9 protein-coding genes are annotated in these 22,495 nt (G+C 50.3%); 7 read left to right on the top strand and 2 right to left on the bottom strand.

Features of this window, described 5'->3' with window-relative positions; all coding sequences use genetic code 11:
* Positions 1-4: 4 nt before the first annotated feature.
* Positions 5-4,456, bottom strand: a complete 4,452-nt coding sequence (locus FYZ48_RS27565; protein ID WP_149345691.1) for an amidohydrolase family protein — start codon at positions 4,454-4,456, stop codon at positions 5-7.
* Positions 4,457-4,615: 159 nt separating this feature from the next.
* Positions 4,616-6,106 (bottom strand): sulfatase family protein, encoded by a 1,491-nt coding sequence (locus FYZ48_RS27560; protein ID WP_149345690.1) that lies wholly within the window; start codon positions 6,104-6,106, stop codon positions 4,616-4,618.
* A 294-nt stretch (positions 6,107-6,400) separates the two neighbouring features.
* On the opposite strand from FYZ48_RS27560, the gene FYZ48_RS27555 reads away from it, so the two are divergent.
* The 7 genes from FYZ48_RS27555 (at position 6,401) to FYZ48_RS27525 (ending at position 22,471) form a co-directional block, all read left to right on the top strand.
* Positions 6,401-13,051 (top strand): ThuA domain-containing protein, encoded by a 6,651-nt coding sequence (locus FYZ48_RS27555; protein ID WP_149345689.1) that lies wholly within the window; start codon positions 6,401-6,403, stop codon positions 13,049-13,051.
* Positions 13,052-13,153: 102 nt separating this feature from the next.
* Positions 13,154-14,002, top strand: coding sequence for a M48 family metalloprotease (locus FYZ48_RS27550; RefSeq protein WP_149345688.1), 849 nt, complete (start codon positions 13,154-13,156; stop codon positions 14,000-14,002).
* 1,350 nt (positions 14,003-15,352) lie between these two features.
* Positions 15,353-16,729, top strand: a complete 1,377-nt coding sequence (gene rho / locus FYZ48_RS27545; RefSeq protein ID WP_149345687.1) for a transcription termination factor Rho — start codon at positions 15,353-15,355, stop codon at positions 16,727-16,729.
* 117 nt (positions 16,730-16,846) lie between these two features.
* The gene (locus tag FYZ48_RS27540; RefSeq protein ID WP_242022791.1) at positions 16,847-17,599 is read left to right on the top strand and encodes a TVP38/TMEM64 family protein; all 753 of its coding nucleotides are present in this window, start codon (positions 16,847-16,849) and stop codon (positions 17,597-17,599) included.
* A 31-nt stretch (positions 17,600-17,630) separates the two neighbouring features.
* On the top strand, positions 17,631-19,154 hold the full coding sequence (locus tag FYZ48_RS27535; RefSeq protein WP_149345685.1) for a mercuric reductase: 1,524 nt from the start codon (positions 17,631-17,633) through the stop codon (positions 19,152-19,154).
* Positions 19,155-19,290: 136 nt separating this feature from the next.
* Positions 19,291-20,787, top strand: coding sequence for a DUF3604 domain-containing protein (locus FYZ48_RS27530; RefSeq protein ID WP_149345684.1), 1,497 nt, complete (start codon positions 19,291-19,293; stop codon positions 20,785-20,787).
* Between the two features lie 175 nt (positions 20,788-20,962).
* Positions 20,963-22,471, top strand: a complete 1,509-nt coding sequence (locus FYZ48_RS27525; RefSeq protein ID WP_149345683.1) for an FAD-binding oxidoreductase — start codon at positions 20,963-20,965, stop codon at positions 22,469-22,471.
* Positions 22,472-22,495 lie beyond the last annotated feature (24 nt).

Genomic DNA, 22,495 nt, shown 5'->3' with positions numbered 1-22,495 from the left:
TCGCTTACTTCGTGTTAGCAGGCTTTTTCAACGCATCTGTTTTTTGAGTTTCGAGGGGCAAGGGAACCGCTTTGTCTCCGGAAGACTTCTGGAATTCCTGCAGACGTTGACGATATCGTTTGTACAACCGGGTCTGCTTGCTTTCCGGTGGCATGATTTGGCCTGCCACACAGACAGCTTTAATGTGTGAAGTCTGCTGCAAAGGTGAGCCATCACTGATAATCAGATTGGCCAGCTTCCCTTTCGTCAGGGAACCAACCTGTTCTTCGATACCGAGAATCTCAGCCGCAGACAGGGTAACAGAACGCATCGCAGCTTCTTCAGGCAGACCATAAGCAACCGCCATAGCAGCTTCAAAGGGAGTATTCCGCGAGTTCCAGGCACTGTTAGAACGAATGCAGAATGGCACCCCAGCATCATGAAGATGAGCCGGATTTGTGTAAGGTGCATCGAATGGATCATAGCTTTCTTCAGGCCGATGCATGACCGGCCCAACAATGACTGGTACTTTTCTCTCTTTGAGTTCTTTCGTCAATTTCCAGGCATCAGCGCCGCCTGCAATTATCATCTTGAGTTTCTGTTCTTCTGCAAAAAGCAGTGCTCCGGCAATCGCCTCTCGCGAATTGGCCTCGATCAACACTGGCTTTTTACCATCAAGATAAGGCATCAAAGCCTCATACCGTGGATCTGTCACAGGACGCCGCACTTCATCGGATTTGGTTTGTGATTTTAGTTTCTGGTACAGGCGTGCCTGCTTGAAAAACTCTTTGAGTTCATCCTGTCGATCTTTTTTGGTCGACCAATTAATATGTAGCCCCGCTTCCAGTTGCATGACCATCTCGGGAGCGGTCCAGCCGGCTGTCTGAACGATAGATGACTGTCCGGCGATCAGACCGGACTGCGGGCAGACCAGCACAGTTGTAATCCCCCCCGCACGGGCAACGGGAAACAGCTCGGAATCTGGATTGATGGCGACTCCCGTTCGCAGATCAGGCTGTAAGTCACCACTTTCGGAATAATCTCGCGTCTCTTTAACCTTATCGATCTCAGTCAACCCCAGGGTCGTTCCAGTATCGATCATCCCGGGGTAGACGTGCAGCCCCTTCGCATCAACCTGCGGAAGCCCCTTGGGTAACGGTTTTGCAGGGCCAACATATTCAATCTTCTGGTTTCGCACTATCAGTATCCCACCGGGAATCGACTTGCGATCAATGGGATGCAGAGTTGCTCCTGTGATGGCAAATTCAGTTACATTGGCAGCCGGTAGCTCCAGTGGCAGATCTTCCTGCTCCACAATCACGGTACGGGAATGGGCCGACCGCTTTTCCGCGGTTTCAGACATCGCCGTCGGTTGCTTCAAGCGATCAAAGTAAACTTCACCTTCAATGATGGTCATTTCACAACGAGAATACGCATTCAATGGATGTCCATTGAAAATGGCGAAATCCCCATCTTTTCCGATCTCGATCGAACCGATCTGTTGATCCAATCCTAGTTCGCGGGCCGGATTGATAGTAATCGTCTGCAGGGCATCACCGAAGGACAGGTTTCCATAGCGTACTGTTTTAGCCGCTTCCAGGTAAAGGTGCCGAATCAGTTCCCAGTCATCACTTTTGATTACGGTATTGATCCCGGCTTCATTGAGCAAAGCAGCGTTATGCGGAACGGCATCAAAGGCTTCAATCTTGTACGCCCACCAGTCAGAAAACGTACTGCAACTGGCGCCATGCGCCAGAATTTCCGGTGCAATCTTATACCCTTCCAACACATGCTGCAGCGACCAGACGCGGACCCCCAAATTGGAAGCGACGCGAAGCAGCATCAGAATCTCATCAGCGCGGTAGCAATGCGAATGGATGAATTTTTCGTGATTGACGATATCTGCCAACGCTTCAAGTCTCAGATCTCGTCGGGGAGGGACCAGCTTTAAATCAGGATCTGTTTTTTTCGCACGCTCATATTGCTGCCATTGGCGACGGTAGTCGACTGCTTCCAAAAACGCCCGCTGCAGCGTGGCTTCCACTCCCATCCGCGTATTAGGGAAACGTGAAGTTCGAAATTTCACATTTTCTCCCAATGCAAATTTCACCCCCTGCGGAGCACCATGGAGAATATGCTCACGGGCGGTCTTGCCATGCTTCAGCTTGACGACGGCATCCTGGCCTCCAATAACATTGGCAGAACCGTGGAACAGACGGGCGGTAGTCACTCCTCCGGCCAGAGCCCGATATTCGGATGGGTCAGCGGTATTCACCACATCTCGTACGCGGACTTCGGGCACGATCGATTGGGAAGATTCGTTGATCCCTTCGGTAATCATAATATGGCTATGTGTGTCGATGATGCCCGGTATCACGTACATTCCAGTGACGTCGATTACGGTCGTTCCCTCTGGTACTTTCAAATCAGTACCGATAGCGGATATTTTTCCATTCTTTACGAGCACGGAGACCTTGGAGAATGTCTTACCTGTGACGGTGATCACGGTGCCATTTTTGAGTAGCAGATTCCCACCTGTCGATGGATGACGACTGATCCGGTCTGACTCCAGTTCCGTCTGAAACTGATGCCGACTGATGTCTGCTCCCTCAGACGAAGTGTGTTTCGGCTTTTCAGCAACCAGTACTTCTGATTCTGCTGGAGAGAAATCCAGTTCGTCGGCCCCCATTCCTTCAAGGGAAAGTTGAATCGGATTATCCGGAGCAGAGTCACTCTGTGGCGTTTTTCGAACGGCACTCCAACTTGTTTCTGTTCCAAAAGCAGATTTCAGTTTCCCGGAAAGTTTCTGGGGCTGTTTTTCAGTTCCCAGAGTCCCTTTGAACTGAAGTTCGATTGAGTGTTCCCCCGCACCAATGGCAACGGTGATTGTCAGCTTGTCCTTCTCTATTTTTCCTGCAGTGACTTTACCGTTCCCTTTTTCACTGGAAAATGAGCCTCGCAGTTCAGACCGGTCCTGTGCCAGTTTCAATTCACCAATTACTTTGCCTTGAGCGGACTCGATTTCGACCCCCCAGTCGCCAGCCAGATCAACTTTGACTGGCTGCTCTTTCATTTCAGTGGGTGTCTTTGTCGGCTCCTGTTTTTTTTCTTTCTCTTTTTCCGTGAAATCAAGTTTGAGACCATCCACAAACAGATAGCGTACTTTCGAATCGTCCTCTTCCCAGGGGTGCGACATCACAACCAGATGTGCCAATTTTCCTTTTTCGATTGTCCCCAGTCGCTGATCAATCCCCAGAATTTTTGCTGCATCGACCGTCAGACTGCGCAATGCTTCGTCGGACGAGAAGCCTGCTTTCACAGCAACTCTCAACTGGGGAACAACGTCAGAAATGTGTTGTTTCAGTTTCTCTGAGGTAAATGCAACGGGGATTCCACTTTCTGCCAGTTGTGTCAGCCCCTGGATTCTTTGCTGCCAGAGTCTGATTTTCTCCTGCTGGACGCGCTGTGGTTCTGGAAATTCGGTTGTCAGTTTTTCCGACTTACTTTCCTCTTTGATTTTGGGCTTCTCTGCAAAGTCGAGTTGGCAGATAACTCCCTGTGAGTCTGTTTTCAGACGATCCAGACAGAGGTGGGCCTCCGCGGCACCAAGGATCACCGGTTTGATTTTGACTTCCTGGCAAAAATCGAGCGCACGTAAAATCTGGTCCCGCGAGTCGGCTGCAAAGACTGGGATCTGTTTACCATGCAGTGTCTCCAGCAGAGCAACATAGGTAACATCGGTCGGTGGACGTTTTACGAAGGCTGTCTTGTCCCGATAAATATTCCAGTGCTGTTCATAGTGACGTGTATCCAGAAACGACTGACGCAGGTGTGCGACCGCGCCCATCAACGTAGTCGGGTATACATCTCCATGCGGTGCATAGAGACGAAATGAACCCAGGGTCGTTTCCAGCAGGGTCGCTTCTCTGACAGGCAATTCGCTGGTGGAGATCAGAGTTCCCTGACCACTGGCGATCTTACCCAGTGGAAGTACATGGACTGCTGTGAAACCAGCCTTCTGATAATCAGAAAAGTTATTTTTCCTGGATGTGATAGCCCGATTCGCCAGGAACTCGGGACTGAGGTAATTTCGATTATCCGGTCGGGTCGCTGCCAGAGCATAGCGGCCGAAGTCGACTTTGCGTTCCTCTGGCTTTGGATGCTTAATGTCTTTATCAAGCAGTTCTGCGGATGCAGCATCTATAAATCCGGGATAGACCTGCATTCCCTGACAATCCACGACCTCTGCGTCTCCAGGTAGAGTTAGATCAGCTCCAACGGCTTCGATCAATCCATCCCGCACCAGCACCGTGGCATTCTTGATTGTAGTACCAGGACGCGTCGTCACAGTGGCATTCGTCAGCGCAAACACCTGCGGCTGAAAACCTGGTTGCCGTTGGACTTGAGCCTGTACGGGAATCACTACACCCAGCAGGCAAATGAAAAGCAGTCGTTTGAAGTATTTAAAATGTTGCATGTCGGTTCCATAAAGCGAAAGCAGGCAAGACACACAGCAGAGCTGTTTTTAATAGAGCTTTCACTGTAGCAGGCAGGTGGGCTGCTGAGAATAGGGAAACCCTGCCGATCAGGCAGGAAAGCCCGTAATTTCACTGGTGGCTCTGGGCACTACTGTAACTCACTGCTTCGTTTTCTGGGGAAACAGTCGTTTTTCCCGTCCTTGCTCATAGTCTGAAGTATCCCAGACAGGACCTTCTTTTTGAACAGCAGAATACTTTTCAACCAGCTTCTGCTTCAGTTCCTTCAGGCGATCCGGTTCCTGCCAGGCCAGATTATGCTGCTCGCTGATATCCTGCTTCAGATTGTAGATCTCGAATTTGTTCAGCTTTGCATTTTTGATGAACTGTTGTGAAATCGAGTTCACATTGTTCCCCAAAGGCAGAATCCCCTCTGGTCCACTCCAGTGGGCCACTACCTTCCAGTCTCCTTCACGCATCGCGATGCGGGGAGTGCTGTTCGCACGATAGTAGTTCCAGAAAAGAGGCGTTGTTCGTTGAATTGGTTTTCCAGAAAACAGCGGCAGCAGATTCGCCCCATCCAGTGGCCGTTCGTCGGGTAATGGAACGGCAGCCATCGCGCACAGGGTAGGTAGCAAATCCACGCTGCAGACGGGAGTCGTATTCTCCTGCCCGGGTGTGATACGACCGGGCCAGCGCAGAATGCCAGGGACCCGGATTCCCCCCTCATAGATGTGCAATTTCATCCCCCGAAGAACGCCCGGTGATCCCCAGGAGCGACGTGACCCTTTGCCGTAGCGATTTAATGTTTCAGGACCATTGTCAGACGTAAAGAAGACAAAAGTGTTCTCCGAGAGTTGCTGTTCGTCCAGTGTTTTCATCAAGCGGCCCACAGCAGCGTCCATATTGGCCACATTGGCAAAATACTGAGCCTGATCCTCATAGATGCTTCGATTGAGATACTGTTTGACCAATTGGGGAGGAGATGCAACCCGCTCATGCGGCTCATGAAAACAGACATGCAGGAAGAACGGTTTCTTTTTGTCACGCTTCTCTGCTAACCACTGAATTCCCTCATCCGCCACTATCTGGCAGGAAAAACCTTCGATTTCTCCGACAGGCTCCCCATTCCTGACGAAATTAACCGGATTTTCGTGAGTAGGTATCGCATTATTTTGGGTACTGAACCAGTGCCTGAAACCATGATCGCCCGGCTGAGGTTGTTCGCTGGAATTGAACAGTCCATTACAGTGCCACTTCCCGACATGTGCCGTGTCATACCCCGCCTGCTGGAGCAGTTGGGCAATAGTGGACTCTTCGCGCTTCAGGTGCATCGGATGCCCTTCTGGAATCCAGTCATATACCCCGAGTCGATTAGGAGTCCGTCCTGTCAGCAATCCTGCACGGGAAGGGGAACAGACCGGCGCACTGGCATAGCAGTCTGTCAGCCGCATTCCCTGTGCTGCCAACTGATTCAAGTGTGGCGTTTTGATGTGCGGGTGACCGTAGCACTCCAAATCACCATACCCAAGGTCATCGCAGAGAATGATGAGAATATTCGGTTTTCGGTCCTGTTGTTTATCTGCGGCCTGAACCCGATTACTGAAAAGGGAGAATGCCAGAATAAATAGTGAGACGCTTTTTAATTTCATACTGCTCAACCTGTATGCTAATATGGATTCAGATAAATTTGGCCCAGAGTAGCTTTGCAAGGCTATCATGTACGATCCCCAAACCTCTCGCAATTCCGAACTTCAGGAATGTCAGTGCTGAAACAGGAAAACAATTCCAGAGAGGTACAAATAATCTTCTCCTGTAACGAAAGTCTTTTCCATAACTTCGCTGTAGAATTTGGGATAGTTCCATGAACGTCAACCGGTAATTTCTGGCACTTGTCCCGCATGGGATTGCCAGGTCCAGCTTAGAAAACCAGAGGAACAATTATCGTGACCTGTTATCGAGCACTCATTCTCACTTTCTGCGTATGCCTGTTTTCCAGTTCGACCATTGCCGATGCCGCTGAGTCACAGGTGGAAAAAACTCACAAGAAGAAAGTGGTCCTGATCGCAGGCCCCAAAAGCCATGGTCCCGTGGGAAATGGAATCCATGACTACCCCTGGTCGGTTAAGTTACTCAAAGTCATGTTGGACAATTCCAATATACAGGATCAGGTTCGTGTCGAGTACCACCTTGATGGCTGGCCTGAAAATCCCGCCACTCTGAATGATGCAGACACCATCATGGTCATTTCCGATGGCCGGGACGGTGAGAAATTTACCGAAGCTCCTCACTTTGCAAACCAGGAGCACCTGCAGCAGATTCAGAGGCAGATCGACCGAGGTTGTGGCTTTCTGACCTTTCATTTCTCGACATTCGCACCGGACCAGTACTCAAAACAGATCCAAAACTGGTCAGGGGGCTATTTTGACTGGGAGGAGAACGGGGTCCGTAAATGGTACTCTGCCATTAAAACCCTGCAAGCCCCTGTAGAACTTCCCTATGCAGACCATCCAATCTGCCGAGGCGTCAAGCCGTTTGAAATGCGCGAGGAGTTCTATTTCAATCTCCGTTTTCAGCAGAATGACCCGCGTTTGATCCCGCTCCTGGAAGTTCCTGCCCTGCAAGGAAGAGCAGAGCAGGGGAATGTCGTCGCCTGGGCAAAAGAACGTGAAAACGGAGGACGTGGTTTCGGGACCACCTGCGGCCACTTTTACGATAACTGGCAGAACGCTGCGTTTCGCAAATTCATTCTCAACGCGATTGTCTGGTCAGCGCAAGCATCAGTCCCGGCACAGGGTGTCGAAGCACGCTATTATACGCATGCGGAAATCACCTCGGCCCTCACAGGAATCGAGGGGACAACACCTGCGTTTGTGGATGATCGCCCGCTTCGCGTGTTGATGTTAGCAGGCAACGAAGCACACACCTGGCATAACTGGAAAAAAACAACTCCTGCGATCAAACAACTGCTGGAGCGGGATCCTCGTATCAAGGTCGATGTCTCAAATGACATTGAAGAACTCTCACAAAAGCCTCTGCAAGACTACCAGGTCATCATTCAAAACTATACCAACTGGCACGATGGAACCCCATTAAGTGAGGCATCGCGAACCGCCTTTATGAATTACCTTCAGAAAGGAGGGGGGCTGATCCTGATTCACTTCGCCAACGGCGCCTTTCATTTCTCGCTGCCCAAAGCGGGGGAATCTGACTGGCCGGAGTATCGTAAAATCGTCAGGCGGGTCTGGAACCATGACGGAAAAGGGGAACAGAAAAGCGGCCACGATGCGTTCGGAAATTTTGAAGTGCTGATCACTGATGACTCTCACCCGCTGACGCACAATCTGCAGAATTTCCCCGTAACCGACGAACTCTATTTTCGACAGGCTGGCACGGAGCCCGTTGAACCTATCATTACGGCCAAATCTAAAGTAACCGGAAAACGGGAGCCGCTGGCCTGGACCTATCATTACGGTAAGGGACGCATTTTCCAGACACTGCTGGGACACAGCGAAAAAACGTATGACTCCTTTGAAGCTTGTGAAATCCTGCGACGGGCGACAGCCTGGGCAGCGGGGAGAGACATACTCGAGCTCAAACGTCCCCCTGAGAAACCAGCCAGCAATAATTCGGTCTCTCTGCTCGGTCCGGGTAAGTGGGGAAAGGCACTCAATACCAATGCAGGTTCGATCTCCATTCCCACTAAAACAATTCAAAAATCGAAATATCTGAGTGCTGACTGTTGGGTCAAGTTGAATTCGAAATCAGGATTTAATGTCTTCCTCGCCTCCAGCAAGAAGAGCAACCCGGCCCACTGGGAGATGTATTCTTATGCCCGCAGCGGTTTCTACAGCGTGTATCTCCCGGGGCAGGGAGGCGAATATAAAACCAGGGTCAACATCTGTGACCAGAAATGGCATCACGTGGGCATGATCCTGGAACCTGACCGTATTCAGTTGTTTGTCGATGGTAAGCGAGAACTCGAAGCTTCGCTGCCTGCTCCAAAACAAACAGAGATCGCCTCGGGAAATCTTCGGATCGGCGGCCTGGTAGAGAAGTCAATCTTCAGTGACGGCCTGCTGGATGAATTACGGATTACCAAAGGGGCGCGTGATTTCACACAGGTGCCCCCCAAACCTCTCAAAACAGATGCCGAAACGCTGATTCTGTTCTCATTTGATGAGACAGGCAAAGACTTAAACACACTTGAAGAAGCCTCTGGTAAGCTCATTCCCCTGGAAACCAGAACCCAGGGTTCTCAAAAGGAACCAGTTAAAAAAAAAGAGGTCCGTGATCACTGGGGCAAAGAATCGGTCGGCTTTGAACAACCAGTCCAGGCGACCGAGGACAACCGCTGGCAACAGACAGACATAGGTAACTGGCTGGCCAGTATTGTGCCTCTCCCCTCAGGTCCCGTTAAGAAGGGACTCTCAATCCGGGTCGGTAACCAGCAGGCAGGGACCGCCTGTTATGATACCAGACACTGTAAACTGCGTGGTCTCTGGACTGGGGGCTTCCTGAAACCATATCCGGAGCGTTTCGGACTGATCCGGGCCCCGGCTCCGGAGGGAACGATTCACTTTTCGACGCAGGAGGGTCCCGGCTGGAGTCCAGAATACCCCTGTCGATTTCTCGGCTCACACGTCAATCGGGACCGTGTCACGCTGGAATATCAAATCGGTGAGACGACTGTTTACGAGTCCCCCTGGCTGTTGAAGAATCAAGGCACCCATTGTTTTACCCGGTCATTTGAAATCGGGCCAGGTAGCCAAAGTCTGCAACTGCACATTGCGGACGCCAGCCAGGTGAAAACAGTACCTGGCGGCAGCCGGCTGTTTATTTCTAATGATCCACAGTCTCCCTTTACCATTGGATGTGACGGCTGGGACCAAATCCAGCCCCGAATCATCGGCAATGGAAAAACGCAAACTGCGGTCTTTGAAATTCCACCCCGAAAATCCACACAGCATTTCACCATCTTCTATCAAATCAATACGGCCCAGGATACTCTGCAAAAGCACCCCACTCCCAGTCTGACATCGGCTTCCTTACAGCCACTGCTCATCCCGGGGCCGTCCCGCTGGAATGAACTCCTGAGAACACAAGGAGTCGTCAGCATAGATGACGCTCCCTATGTCGTGGACACAATTTCTATCCCCTTCGAAAATCCTTATCGAGCCCTCTTTTTCATCAGCGGTCACGACTTTCTGGATAACGGAGACCTGGCTGTCGCCACCGTACATGGTGATATCTGGTTGGTAAAGGGGGTCGACCAGGACCTGAAGAACCTGAAGTGGAAACGCTTTGCGACCGGTCTGTTTCAGCCCCTGGGACTCAAAGTTGTGCAGAATAAAATTCATGTGCTGGGACGGGATCAAATTACGATCCTGCACGACCAGAATCTGGATGACGAAGCAGATTTCTATGAATGTTTTCATAATCAGTACTCCACGTCGCCCGGAGGCCATGATTATGTCACCTGCCTGGAGACTGACTCTTTCGGCAACTTCTATTTCATGCATGCCCAACAGGGAGTGATGCAGGTTTCTTCGAATGGCCGCCAGTTGAATCGTATCGCTTCCGGCTTCCGAAATCCTAACGGGATGGGAATCGGGCCTGGGAATATCATCACAGCTTCTCCCCAGGAAGGTAACTGGACTCCCGCCTCAAACATCACCGAAATCAGTCCCGGGGGATACTACGGATATGGCGGCCCACGTATAACGACAGAACGTCCGTTGGGGTACGATCGGCCGTTATGCTGGATCCCTCGCCTGCAGGACAATTCGAGCGGCGGCCAGGTCTGGGTCACCAGTCGTGAGTGGGGACCTCTCCAAAACCAGTTGCTGCACCTTTCTTATGGTCAGAGCAAAATCATGCTGGCACTTCGAGAGGTAATCCAGGGGCAATCTCAGGGTGGTACTTTAACGCTCCCCTTGAATTTTGATTCAGGCGTAATGCGGGGAAGATTCAGCCCCCGGGATGGACAACTCTATGTCAGCGGCATGAAAGGCTGGGTGACCAATGCGGTACAAGATGGCTGCCTGCAGCGCGTACGTTACACAGGTCAGCCTGTCGATCTCCCTGTCGCTGTCAAAACGATGCAGAACGGGATCTCTCTGATATTTTCCAATGCACTGGAAAGGAAAACTGCAGAGAATCCGAACAACTATGCGATCCAGCAGTGGAATTACCTCTGGTCTCAAAATTATGGCTCTCCGGAATACCGAGTCTCCGCCCCACAGGTTGAGGGACGAGATGAGGTGGAAGTCCTTTCTGCGACTTTATTACCCGATCAGCGAACTGTCTTCCTGGAACTCCCGTCCGTCAAACCTGTAATGCAGATGGGCATTTCTTACCATCTGACTTCTGAGACAGGCACAGACCTGAAACAAACCTACTACCACACAATCAACACCGTATCCACACAGAAAATGGATTCGGAGAAGCTGACTCGTCGTAAGAAAATGCAATTACTGACACTCACGCAGCGTCAGCAACTGAAACCAGGTATTCTCTGGAAATTCCATCAGGAGAATGCCAAATCAGAGACAAACGAAGACGCACGCCCATCCCGCATGCTGGCCCTGACGGTCAATAAAAACGAACCGGTCACCCCTTTTCTTAAACCCGGAACATTCTCAGCCACAGCAGAAGGTTTTCTGCAGGTCCCCCTGTCCGGAAAGTACCATTTCAGTATGGAAGGCAGTGGAAATTGTCGCATGGCAATCAATCAGAAACCTGTTCTGAAAGCAGAAGGAACTGATCTCAAACAAGCCTCACCCGCTGCAGTTACATTGGAAAAAGGCTATAACCGGATTCGGCTGGAATACCAGAGTCCATTCAAGGGTGACGCCCGTTTACGAATCCTCTGGCGTGGTTCTCAGTTTGCCACCGAACCCGTGCCTCCCACCATTCTAACTCATTTAAGCGATGATCGGCTGTTGGAGAAAATGCGACAGATCAGGGCAGGGCGGGCGTTATTCGCAGAATTCAAATGTCACACCTGCCACGGGGTTAACCAGGAAAACTCAACAGGGTTCACCTTTGACGCTGAGCAGCTTTCATCAGTGCAATCCCTGTCGAGGATGCCTGAACTGAACCAGCCTCCTCCCAACCTTGATAATATTGGAAACCGGATTAGCAAACGCTGGCTATTTCACTGGCTACGCAACCCACACAGCCTGAAACCAGATACCCGAATGCCTCACCTGTCAGGCCCCCCGGATTCAAAACAGACGATTCAGCAGGCAGCAGACTTGACAGCCTGGTTTGTATCGCGGGCTACTAAACCTGTTCGTTCCGAACCCGGGTTGCCCCTGAACTCGGATGCTCCAGGCCCTGAGCAGTTAGCAGAATCTGGCGCGAAACGCTTCGAGGATCTGGGGTGTATCAACTGCCATCACTTCAATACAGATATTTCCCAAGCCGACGAATACCAGAGACACTCTCTGGCATTAATCAAACGAAAATTCAGTCACTCGCAACTGGCTCGTTTTTTAGAGTTACCACATCTTCACCACCCCTGGAGCAGGATGCCAGACTTTAGATTAACACCAATAGAGTCAGCGGAATTAGCGGCTTTTCTGATCGAGCGTTCGGAAGGCAAAATCCCGAGCGCCATGATCCCCCCGGCTGGATCGGCACAGCGGGGACAAAAACTATACTATGAGACGCTGGGCTGTGCCCGCTGCCACGGCTCCCTGCAGGGAGATGATCAGCCACTCACCCTCAAACGCTCTGTGTTGACCAGCCAGCCAACTGTGAATGGCTGTCTCTCAAAAGCGAATGAAGTCGCTCGTGGTATCCCCAAATTCAACCTCACTACAGTTGAAAAAGAGTCGATCCAGGCCTTCCTGCATTTTGGAACTGAATCCTTACAACAGAGGAATTTCCCCGAAATCTCAGATCGCTGGACGAAACAGTTGAACTGTGTCGCCTGCCATCACCGCGATACAATCCAGAGCCCGCGGGCCATGATTGTCGTTGATGAGGGGGAGTCTGGCTTACCTCCAGAACCCTTACCATCTCTGACCTGGGCGGGGGAGAAACTGAAATCGGGATGGCTGGAGTCCTTTCTGGCGGGCGAAATCAAATGGCGTCCCCGTCCCTGGCTGAAATCCCGTATGCCTCAATTTCCAGCACACGCCCATCTGCTGGCTGCGGGACTCCGAGAGGAACATGGCATCCCTTCAAAAACTAACTCTCACCTTGCCTCCAGCCTACAGGTAAAGCATGAGACACTGATTGACAAAGGTAAGCAGCTTACCACCAGACAGGCACTCGACTGTCGTCAGTGCCACGGTATAGGGGACTTGCAGCCTTCGGGAGATGAGAAAACCAGAATCGCTCCCGGAATCAATTTTGTGCATATTCGCGAACGCCTGACTCCGGAATATTATCATCGATTCGTCCTTGATCCTCCTCGATTTGACATCTCAACCAAAATGCCGAAACTTTCCGCAGACGGAGAAACGACAAAGATTTCCACAATCCTGAACGGTGATGCTCGCCGACAGTTTGAGGCCATCTGGCACTATATCCATAGCCTGGAAGAGCCCTCACGGAGCTATTTGATTGCTCCGCGACCCGACTGAAATATTTTATTAATCTCAGATGTCTTTTCTGAACTGCATGTTAAAATTCTTCTCACTTCCAACTCTATTTTATTTAAAGCATGTATTCAGGAATTACTTTCGATGCCGCGGTATATTCGCACGGGACATGGATCACATGATTCTTCTCTGAAACTGCGACTGGTTGTCGCAGCCGGGATCGCGCTGTTCTCATTGATTTCGTTTTTGATGAAATCCGATGTCAATGAGATCACAGGGGAAAGCCAGCGGGTCGCTCTGACTGAGCAACAGGAAATCGCACTGGGACTACAGGCTCTCCCTGCGATTCTGGATCAGCATCATGGCGAGCATCCGGATCAGGAAGCACAGGCCTACGTTGATCGAGTGGGTAAAAAACTGCTGGCGAGTCTGAATGCGTCTTTGAGGAAACAGGGGCGCAGGAACCCCTACCGATTTGACTTCCACCTGCTTAATGACAACCAGGTAATCAATGCTTTCGCCTTACCTGGGGGGCAGATATTTATTACCGCCGGCCTGTTTCGACAACTTGAAACCGAAGGACAGCTGGCAGGAGTTTTGGGACATGAAATGGGGCATGTTTTGTCGCGACATGGAGCACAGCACATGGCCCAACAGGAATTCACGCAGGGGCTGGTAGGAGCTGCAGGCGTGGCAGGCGGAGATGCCAGCAGTGCCCAGATGGCACAAATGATCGGCTCCATGGTAAATATGAAATACAGTCGTAGCGACGAACTGGAATCAGACCGCTGGGGGATCAAACTCATGGTCATGGCAGGCTACGACCCCTATGCCATGACAGGGGTCATGGAGATTCTGAAACGCTCTGCAGGGGGAGGGAGGCAACCGGAAATTTTCAGTACGCATCCTGACCCGGGGAACCGAATCCAGCGTATTCGTGATTACATCCAACGCACCTATCCTCAGGGATTGCCTGACGATCTGGAACCTTAAACATCAAGTCTATTTCTGAAGCAACAAATGGGCTCAACAATGAATAATTACTGCATTCCGGCCTGACTGAACAAAACATTCGTCAGAAACAGAATAGTCAATTGACTTTAATTGACGATAAGTTATGATGTTAACAGACTTGGCTTCCAAACCGATTAGTATTGACGCTACATGTAGGTTTTGATAAACACTACTAACTAAGCAATCTCTGGTAAGCCGTTATTTTCACTGAGGATCTCTCCCGCTTTTTGAGATCAAATTTCCAGCACCCAGTGAGTATTTAATTTCACTGGTTACCAATTTGGCTTTTAAGTGAGTTGAGTCGTTACCAGCGGGTCGTCAGTTCCTCAACAGCACTATTCCCGATTTGCTCGGGAATGCTTCTTCTTGAAAGTTTTTCTCTTTCTGGATGCACTTTAAGAGACTTTGCGTATCTGCCCTGAGGTAGACAGCCTTGCTTTCTGTTGGTCTAAGATGCGACCAATGATTCAACCCGGGGGTTGATTTATGTTCGAAACAGCAAGCTGGCTTAAGGATTGGGTCTATTTTATTCTCCCAATTCATTGGAGTCCTCTGACGAAATAAAGTGAGATTGTCTCACAAGTAAAACATTTAAAAGTTCCGTATTAGCAACCATTTATCGGTTGACGGAGTTCATAAGAAACGATTGAATTTCTAGTATCAGTTTTGACCATAATTTTTGCCTGAAAGGATATCGGCAAGACCATCACCTAACAGAGGCTTGAGTCAACAGTCATTGCAAGTTCGCTGTTCTCAACGCCAGGGCCTCATCTCTTTACAATAGCCAAAGCGATGACCCTCCTAATACGGGAAGATAACAGGCCAAGACGGCCGAGTCCTGAAGCGGGCGAACGATTTCCCAGTGTGAATCTTTCTTCATGAGATCAAGACCAGGTCATAATCGTAAGAATTGACTCGAGTCGGTTTCCGCTGAATAAAGAATCGGCACATTCAGAAGAATGCCAGCTACTTTTCAGTCTCCCTGTGAGCTTCGCGCTATCAGTGGTCTGATTTGAAACCATGTATCGAGCTGGTCGTGTCATGTGAGTGCCGTAGTTGTATCTCTAATTACTTCTTTACTTCTTTATTATCATTTGGTGTTTCTGTATGGCTGCAAAGAGTTCTGAAACTTCAGATAAACCAAAAACCACCCGTCGAAAAACTACCAGGACACGCAAAAAAGCGGAAAAACCTGCCGAGGAAAATGTCGAACAAAGTGAAACTGAATCACTGCAGGACGAATATCATCGTAAGGCAGAAGATAACCTCGAGCTATTCGAAAACCCTCACTCTTCTACTGAAGCAGACACTGAAAGAGAAGATGAAAACATGTCAGATTTTCCTGCTGATTCCATAAACGACGAGCCCAGCGCCAACCAGACAGACAATGACCGCTCCGGCGATAAATCTGGAGGCAATCGCCGTCGTCGGAGACGGAGAAGAAAATCAGACACTCCCAATCCTCAGGGACGCCAGGGACAGGGAGCGAACAATCGCGGTCGCTCTGGCAATAACCGGGGAGGCCGTTCGCGTACCGGTGCCAAGCCTCAACAACGCCGGTCTCGTTCTACATCACCTGCCGCCAATGAAAATGTCACAGGTGTTATTGAAGGTGTTCTGGAGCTACACCCTAAAGCATACGGATTCATCCGGGACCCCAAAGTGAACTACAAAGCTCAGGATTCCGATGCTTTTGTTTCCAGCTCACTGATTGAAAAGCACAATCTACGTGAAGGTATCCTGATTCGGGGCGAAGTTGGTCCGGGCACCAGAGGGCAGGGGCCTCGCCTGAAGAGTATCGAAACCATCGATGGTCGCACTATCGAAGAGTACATGGAAATCAAACCCTTCGATGAGCTCACACCGATCAACCCATTCGAGCAGATCAGACTCGAAACAGGCCCCATGCCGATCACGATGCGGGTGATGGATCTCCTGACACCCATCGGAAAGGGACAACGTGCTCTAGTTGTTGCACCTCCTCGAACCGGTAAAACAATGTTGCTCCAGGATATTGCTGAAGCTGTCAGTAAGAATCATCCTGAAATCCGCCTGATGGTCCTGCTGATCGACGAGCGACCTGAAGAAGTCACCGAAATGCAACGCTCCATTAAAGGCGAGGTCATTTCCTCTTCAATGGACCGGGATGTTGAAAGCCATGTCCGCACCAGTCAGCTCATCTTCGAGCGGGGAAAGCGTCTGGCGGAAGCCGGTGAAGATGCCTTCATCCTGCTGGACAGTATCACCCGAACTGCTCGTGCCTTCAACAAATGGGTTGGGAATACCGGCCGGACCATGAGCGGTGGTCTGGATGTGAAAGCAATGGACATTCCCAAGAAAATGTTTGGAACCGCCCGCCGCTTTGATGAAGGTGGTTCGCTGACAGTTCTGGGCACAGCCCTGATTGATACCGGCAGCCGAATGGATGAAGTGATTTTCCAGGAATTCAAGGGAACCGGTAATATGGAAATGGTCCTCAGTCGGGAACTTTCCGACCGACGTATCTTCCCAGCAATTGATATCACGCTGTCCGGGACGCGACGCGAAGAAAAAATTCTCGAACCGGAAGCCCTCGAAGGGGTCACCATGCTTCGTAGAAGTCTGATCTCTTTAAATCCTGTTGAAGCCATGGAGCAATTGAGCAGCACGCTCAAGAAATTCCCAACCAACAAAGAGTTTCTGGAAAAGATCCGGGCGATTCTTTAGTTGACCTGCATCGACGGACTTTAAACGTCAGCGCAGTTCGACATACAGCATCGCGATTGTTGTGATCGGGGTCAGAATCATCAAGCCAACCTCTTTAGATCAGAGGGAATCTTTCAGGTGAACGCTGCGGGTCCTGAGCCAGAACAGTCTGATCATCAATCTGAGCAACATCAACTTGTAGTTGGCTTTGTTCGCCTGGTGGTATTTCTGATTCTCGCTTGTGTCATCGGGCTGGGTTATTATTTTTTCCGGGACCGGCTGACACTCGAATACTTCGCTTCCCAGGAAAGTTACTGGAAACAGTTTGCAGCTCAGCATCCGGTTTCAATCTACCTCGTCGCCTATCTGATCTATGCGGGGATTACGGGGCTTTCATTACCTGGGGCAGTGCCACTGACGCTGACCTATGGCTGGTTCTTTGGATTCTGGAAAGGACTGATTCTGGTCAGCTTCGCTTCCACAACGGGGGCCACCCTGGCATTCTTAACCAGTCGCTATTTATTCCGAGCCTCGATTCAATCCCGTTACCAGAATAAATTTCAGCAGATCAATCAGCAGTTTGAAAAAGAGGGTGCGTTCTACCTCTTTTTCATGCGTCTCGTAGTCGCATTTCCCTTCTTTCTGATTAATGTCGTTATGGGCCTGACAACAATCCGAATCTCGACCTTCTGGTGGGTGAGCCAGACAGGTATGCTTCCCGGGACCGCCGTCTTCGTTTATGCTGGTACCAGCTTTCCCACCCTGCAGGAATTGTCTGAACACGGCGCGAAAGGCATCCTGACGCCTCAACTCATATTCGCATTCATTTTACTGGGCACCTTTCCGTTTCTGGTAAAACTCATCGCTCAACGCTTTCAACAGCGCAAATAAAACATTCTGACTCAGGACAGAGAAAACGAGCATGACCGATCGTATTCAGCTACTTCCCGATGATGAATTCAATCAGGATCTGATCAAAAAAGTTCATCCCGCCGACTGGTCCAATCCGAGCCCCAGTGGACGCTACAATCTGGTGATCATCGGAGCGGGAACCGCTGGTCTGGTAACAGCGGCGGGAGCTGCTGGCCTGGGAGCGAAAGTCGCATTAATTGAGCGAGGTCTCATGGGGGGAGACTGCCTGAATACCGGATGTGTCCCTTCGAAAGCGATCATCTCTTCTGCCAGAACCATACACAGCATTCTGAATTCAAAAGAGTTGGGGATCGAATTGGCCCCCGAAGCCGCCTCTGTTAATTTTCAGGAGGTGATGCGGCGTATGCGGAAATTAAGAGCCGAGATCAGCCATCACGACTCAGCTCGTCGTTTTCAGGAACTGGGTGTCGATGTTTTTCTGGGTGAAGGCCATTTTCTTGACCGCAAAACAATCAAAATCGGGGAGCAGACACTTCACTTCAAAAAGGCCGTGATCGCAACGGGAGGACGTCCTGCGGTCCCCGACATTCCCGGCATCAAAAACATCAACTACCTGACGAATGAGAATATTTTTTCTCTGACAGAACTTCCATCCAGACTGGCAGTCATCGGTGGTGGACCAATCGGCTGTGAGCTCGCACAGACCTTTGCCCGCTTTGGTTCACAGGTCACACTCATCGAATCTCATGCGCAGATTCTTTCCAGGGAAGATAAAGATGCTGCCCAAATCATTCAGCACCAACTGGAACGAGATGGTGTTAAACTCGTCTTCAATGCCAGCACCTCTCTGGTCTCTGAGAACGAACAGGAAAAACTTCTGACGATTGAAACGGCCGGGCAGACAATCAAGCTGGAAGTCGATGAAGTCCTGATCGCAGCCGGAAGAGCTCCTAATGTTGAAGGTCTTGAACTGGAACGGGCCGGAGTTGAGTACAATCCACTGTCTGGTGTGATCGTCAATGACTACCTGCAGACCACAAACCCGGATATTTATGGTGCAGGGGATATCTGCTCTCACCTAAAGTTTACCCACAACGCTGATTTTCAGGCTCGGCTGGTGATAGGCAATGCGCTATTTCCTGGCAGAAGCAAAGCCAGTCGCCTGATCGTCCCATGGTGCACGTATACTGATCCAGAAATAGCACATGTGGGACTCCATGAGCATCAAGCCAGAGAAAAAGGTATTCCCGTCAACACTTTTATCCAGAAGTTGGACTACGTCGATAGAGCGATCCTGGATAATGAAACCGCCGGTTTTGTAAAGGTTCATGTCAAACGGGGGACAGATAAGATTCTAGGTGCAACGATCGTCGCAGCACATGCGGGTGATTTGATTTCTGAAATCACCCTGGCTATGCAGAGCGGGACCGGTCTTAAAAAGTTAGCCAGCGTGATTCACCCTTATCCAACTCAGGCGGATGCGATTCGTAAAATCGGGGATCAGTTTAACCGCACTCGTCTTACCCCATTTCTGAAGTCCCTTTTGATGAAATGGCTGAAATGGACGCGCTGAAGCTCTGTTTTACACGATTAAGTCTGTATTTAGATTAGAATCAGTAAATGCCATTTGTAGAACACTCCGCTGCAAGATACTCTGAAGTGAGAGATTCTGATTCCTTCAAACAAAGCAATGCACAAGCGCCAAATCCATGACCACAGAATACAAGACTTATTTCGGAGACCTGCATAACCACAACCATGTGGGCTATGCCCAGGGTTCTCTGGATCGCTCTTTTGAAATCGCCCGGAACCATCTCGATTTCTACGCTTTCACTCCCCATTCCTACTGGCCTGATATTGTGGAATATGATGGCAAAATATCCCACAAATGGAAGAATGGATTTCATATAGCCCGCTCCCGCTGGCCGGAAGTGGTTGAGCTTGCCAGAGAATTCGACAGACCAGGGGAGTTTGTCACGATTCTAGGCTATGAGCGACATGGCACTCAGGAGGGGGACTATCACATTCTTTATCCGGATCTCAACGGAGATTACGAACTGATCGAAGATCTGGCTGAACTACAGGAATTTGCACGAAACCGGGGTTGCCTGCTGATTCCACATCACCCTGCTAATCGACTGGGACACCGTGGTTTTGACGCGACGAAACTGGCCCCCGAAGTGTCACCCGTCCTGGAAATTCATTCAGAATGGGGTTGCGCTGAACATGATCGGGCTCCTTTTCCGTATAAGAGACATACAGAGGGGGGACGCTGGACAAAGCACACGCTGCAGTACTATCTCAATCAGGGATACCGACTGGGAGTCATTGCCAGCACCGACGATCACCTCGGACATCCCGGTGGATATCGCGAGGGCCTGGCAGCCATCAAAGCCACCGAACTGTCTCGAGAAGCCTTGTTTGACGCGATCCGCAATCGTCGCACGTATGCGGTAACTGGTGACCGCATTGAACTCGACTTTTTCCTGAATGATCAGATGATGGGACAGGAGCTCTCATTCACCCCTGATCGCCGTATCAAAGTCCACGTGCGAGGCTGGGATGAAATCGACCGGGTCGAAGTCCTGAAAAACGGCCGTGTGATTCATCGTGATTTTCCCGTCGACAACATTCCTGATAACCAGTCCTGGAATCATCCAGTTGTTCTCCGTTTCGAATATGGCTGGGGACCGTGGCCCGCACTGGGCTGGGGAGGGACAGCAGACTGGAATTTTGCCATACATGTGGATGGAGGCGAGATTCAGCAGTTTCAACCCTGTTTCACACCGGGGCCCTTCGATGAATTCCGTCGAGATCAAATCCTGGATGTTTCATCAAATCGGCTGATCGTCCAGTCGTTTACAGCACTGAAACATCAGGTTGACGACTGGTCTCAGAAAGCAATCGTGCTGCGAATTCAAGGAAATGAAGAGACAAAAGTCAGCGTAAAATGCACCCAACCCAGTGATTGCCAGCTCACTCAGACTCTGGGTGAGTTGACCGTCAGTAATGAAATGTTGTTTACACGTCCGTTTCCCTGGGAATCTGCGATGCTGCACCGGGTTGTTTTTCAGAATCAATGGGAAACAGACTTTGATTTCACGGACGCGGGTGACGGAAACCAGGCTGACTGGTACTATGTACGCGTTATTCAATCCAACGGGGAAATGGCATGGTCGAGCCCAATCTGGGTGAATTCAAAATAACCTCATTGAGTTACTCCATTGATAATTTGCCCAGCTGGAAGAACACTCTTCTTTCCAAAATTGGGAACCAATTGGCAGGTTTCCCGGAATTGAATCTTAACCTTATTTTGTTTTACAATAACCAGTTATAGAATTTTGCATTTTCCTTTCATCATTCATTGAAAGCAGCCCCACAATGGTTGACCCAGACAACCAGACCTCGCATCTTGTCGCTCCCGTGTTGGAACAACTGGAGCGTGGTAGCGGCCCGTTTTCCTCACTGATACAACAGCTGACACAAATCGTAGGAAAAAACAGCCTGCTCTACGATGCAGATGAACTACTCGTCTATGAATGTGACGGCTACATCGTTGATAAATCGGCCCCCGACATCGTCGTTTTTCCAACGTCTACAGAACAGATCTCATCGATTGTCAAAATCTGCAATCAGTTTAACGTTCCCTTTCTGGCTCGAGGAGCGGGAACCAGCCTCTCGGGGGGCTGCCTGCCTATCGGCGGGGGAGTCATGATTGTCCTGACGCGTATGAAACAGATTCTTGAAATCAATCTACGCGATCGTTACGCAATCGTTGAACCAGGGATGGTGAACCTGCATCTGACCAATGCCCTGAAAGGCACCGGTTACCACTACGCGCCGGACCCATCCAGTCAGGGATCTTGCACCATCGGCGGAAATATCGCCACTAACTCTGGTGGACCGCATACGCTTAAATATGGAGTCACGACGAATCACGTACTCGGACTTGAAGCAGTTCTCCCTGATGGATCGGTAATCAATCTGGGAGGGCCGACAGCAGAAACACCAGGCTACGATCTGCATGGAGTCTATGTCGGAAATGAAGGAACTTTCGGCATCTGCACGAAAGCGATTGTGCGTCTGACACGCGATCCGGAGGCGCACCGCACTATGCTGGCAGTGTTCCAGACCATCTCTGATGCGACCCGGGCGATCTCGGAAATCATTGCAGCGGGTATTATTCCCTCTGCTTTGGAAATGATGGATCAGGGAATCATTCAAGCGATTGAGGAAGCTTTTCACTTTGGTTTCCCGCTCGATGCGGGCGCAGTACTGCTAATCGAAGTCGATGGACTGGAAATCGCCTTAGATGAGGAAGCCCGACGGATTGTCGAGATCTGTAATGCACATAACTTACGGGAAATTCAGCGGGCAGACACTCCAGAGGAACGGCTTTTGATCTGGAAAAGCCGCAAGCAGGCATTTGGAGCCATTGGTCGACTCAGTCCCAGTTATTGTACTCAGGATGGTGTCGTCCCCCGAACCCGCTTACCGGAAATCCTGGAATTTATTGAAGCCACCAGCCAGAAATATGGCATGAGAATTGTGAACGTCTTTCATGCTGGTGACGGAAACGTGCACCCGATTCTGCTGTTTGATGAACGCGATCAGGATCAGATTCAACAGGTAATGGAAGCCAGTGAAGAGATTCTCTCAAAGTGTCTGGAATTGGGAGGCAGTGTGACCGGCGAGCATGGAATTGGCGTGGAGAAAATCAATTTTATGAGTCGTATCTTCAATGAAACGGACCTCTCCCAGATGGAGAAGGTTCGTAATATTTTCAATCCCCGTCAGATCTGCAGTCGCGACAAGGTACTTCCTCCCCATGGAGAAGAATCGCAGTCAGCAGTCACTTTATCACACCCCGGTCGACGGGCGCCGCACTGATCAACAACTATATCTGATGTCCCC

The organism is Gimesia chilikensis (assembly GCF_008329715.1).
GTDB classification, from domain to species: domain Bacteria; phylum Planctomycetota; class Planctomycetia; order Planctomycetales; family Planctomycetaceae; genus Gimesia; species Gimesia chilikensis.
This window is presented reverse-complemented; position numbering and strand designations above follow the sequence as displayed.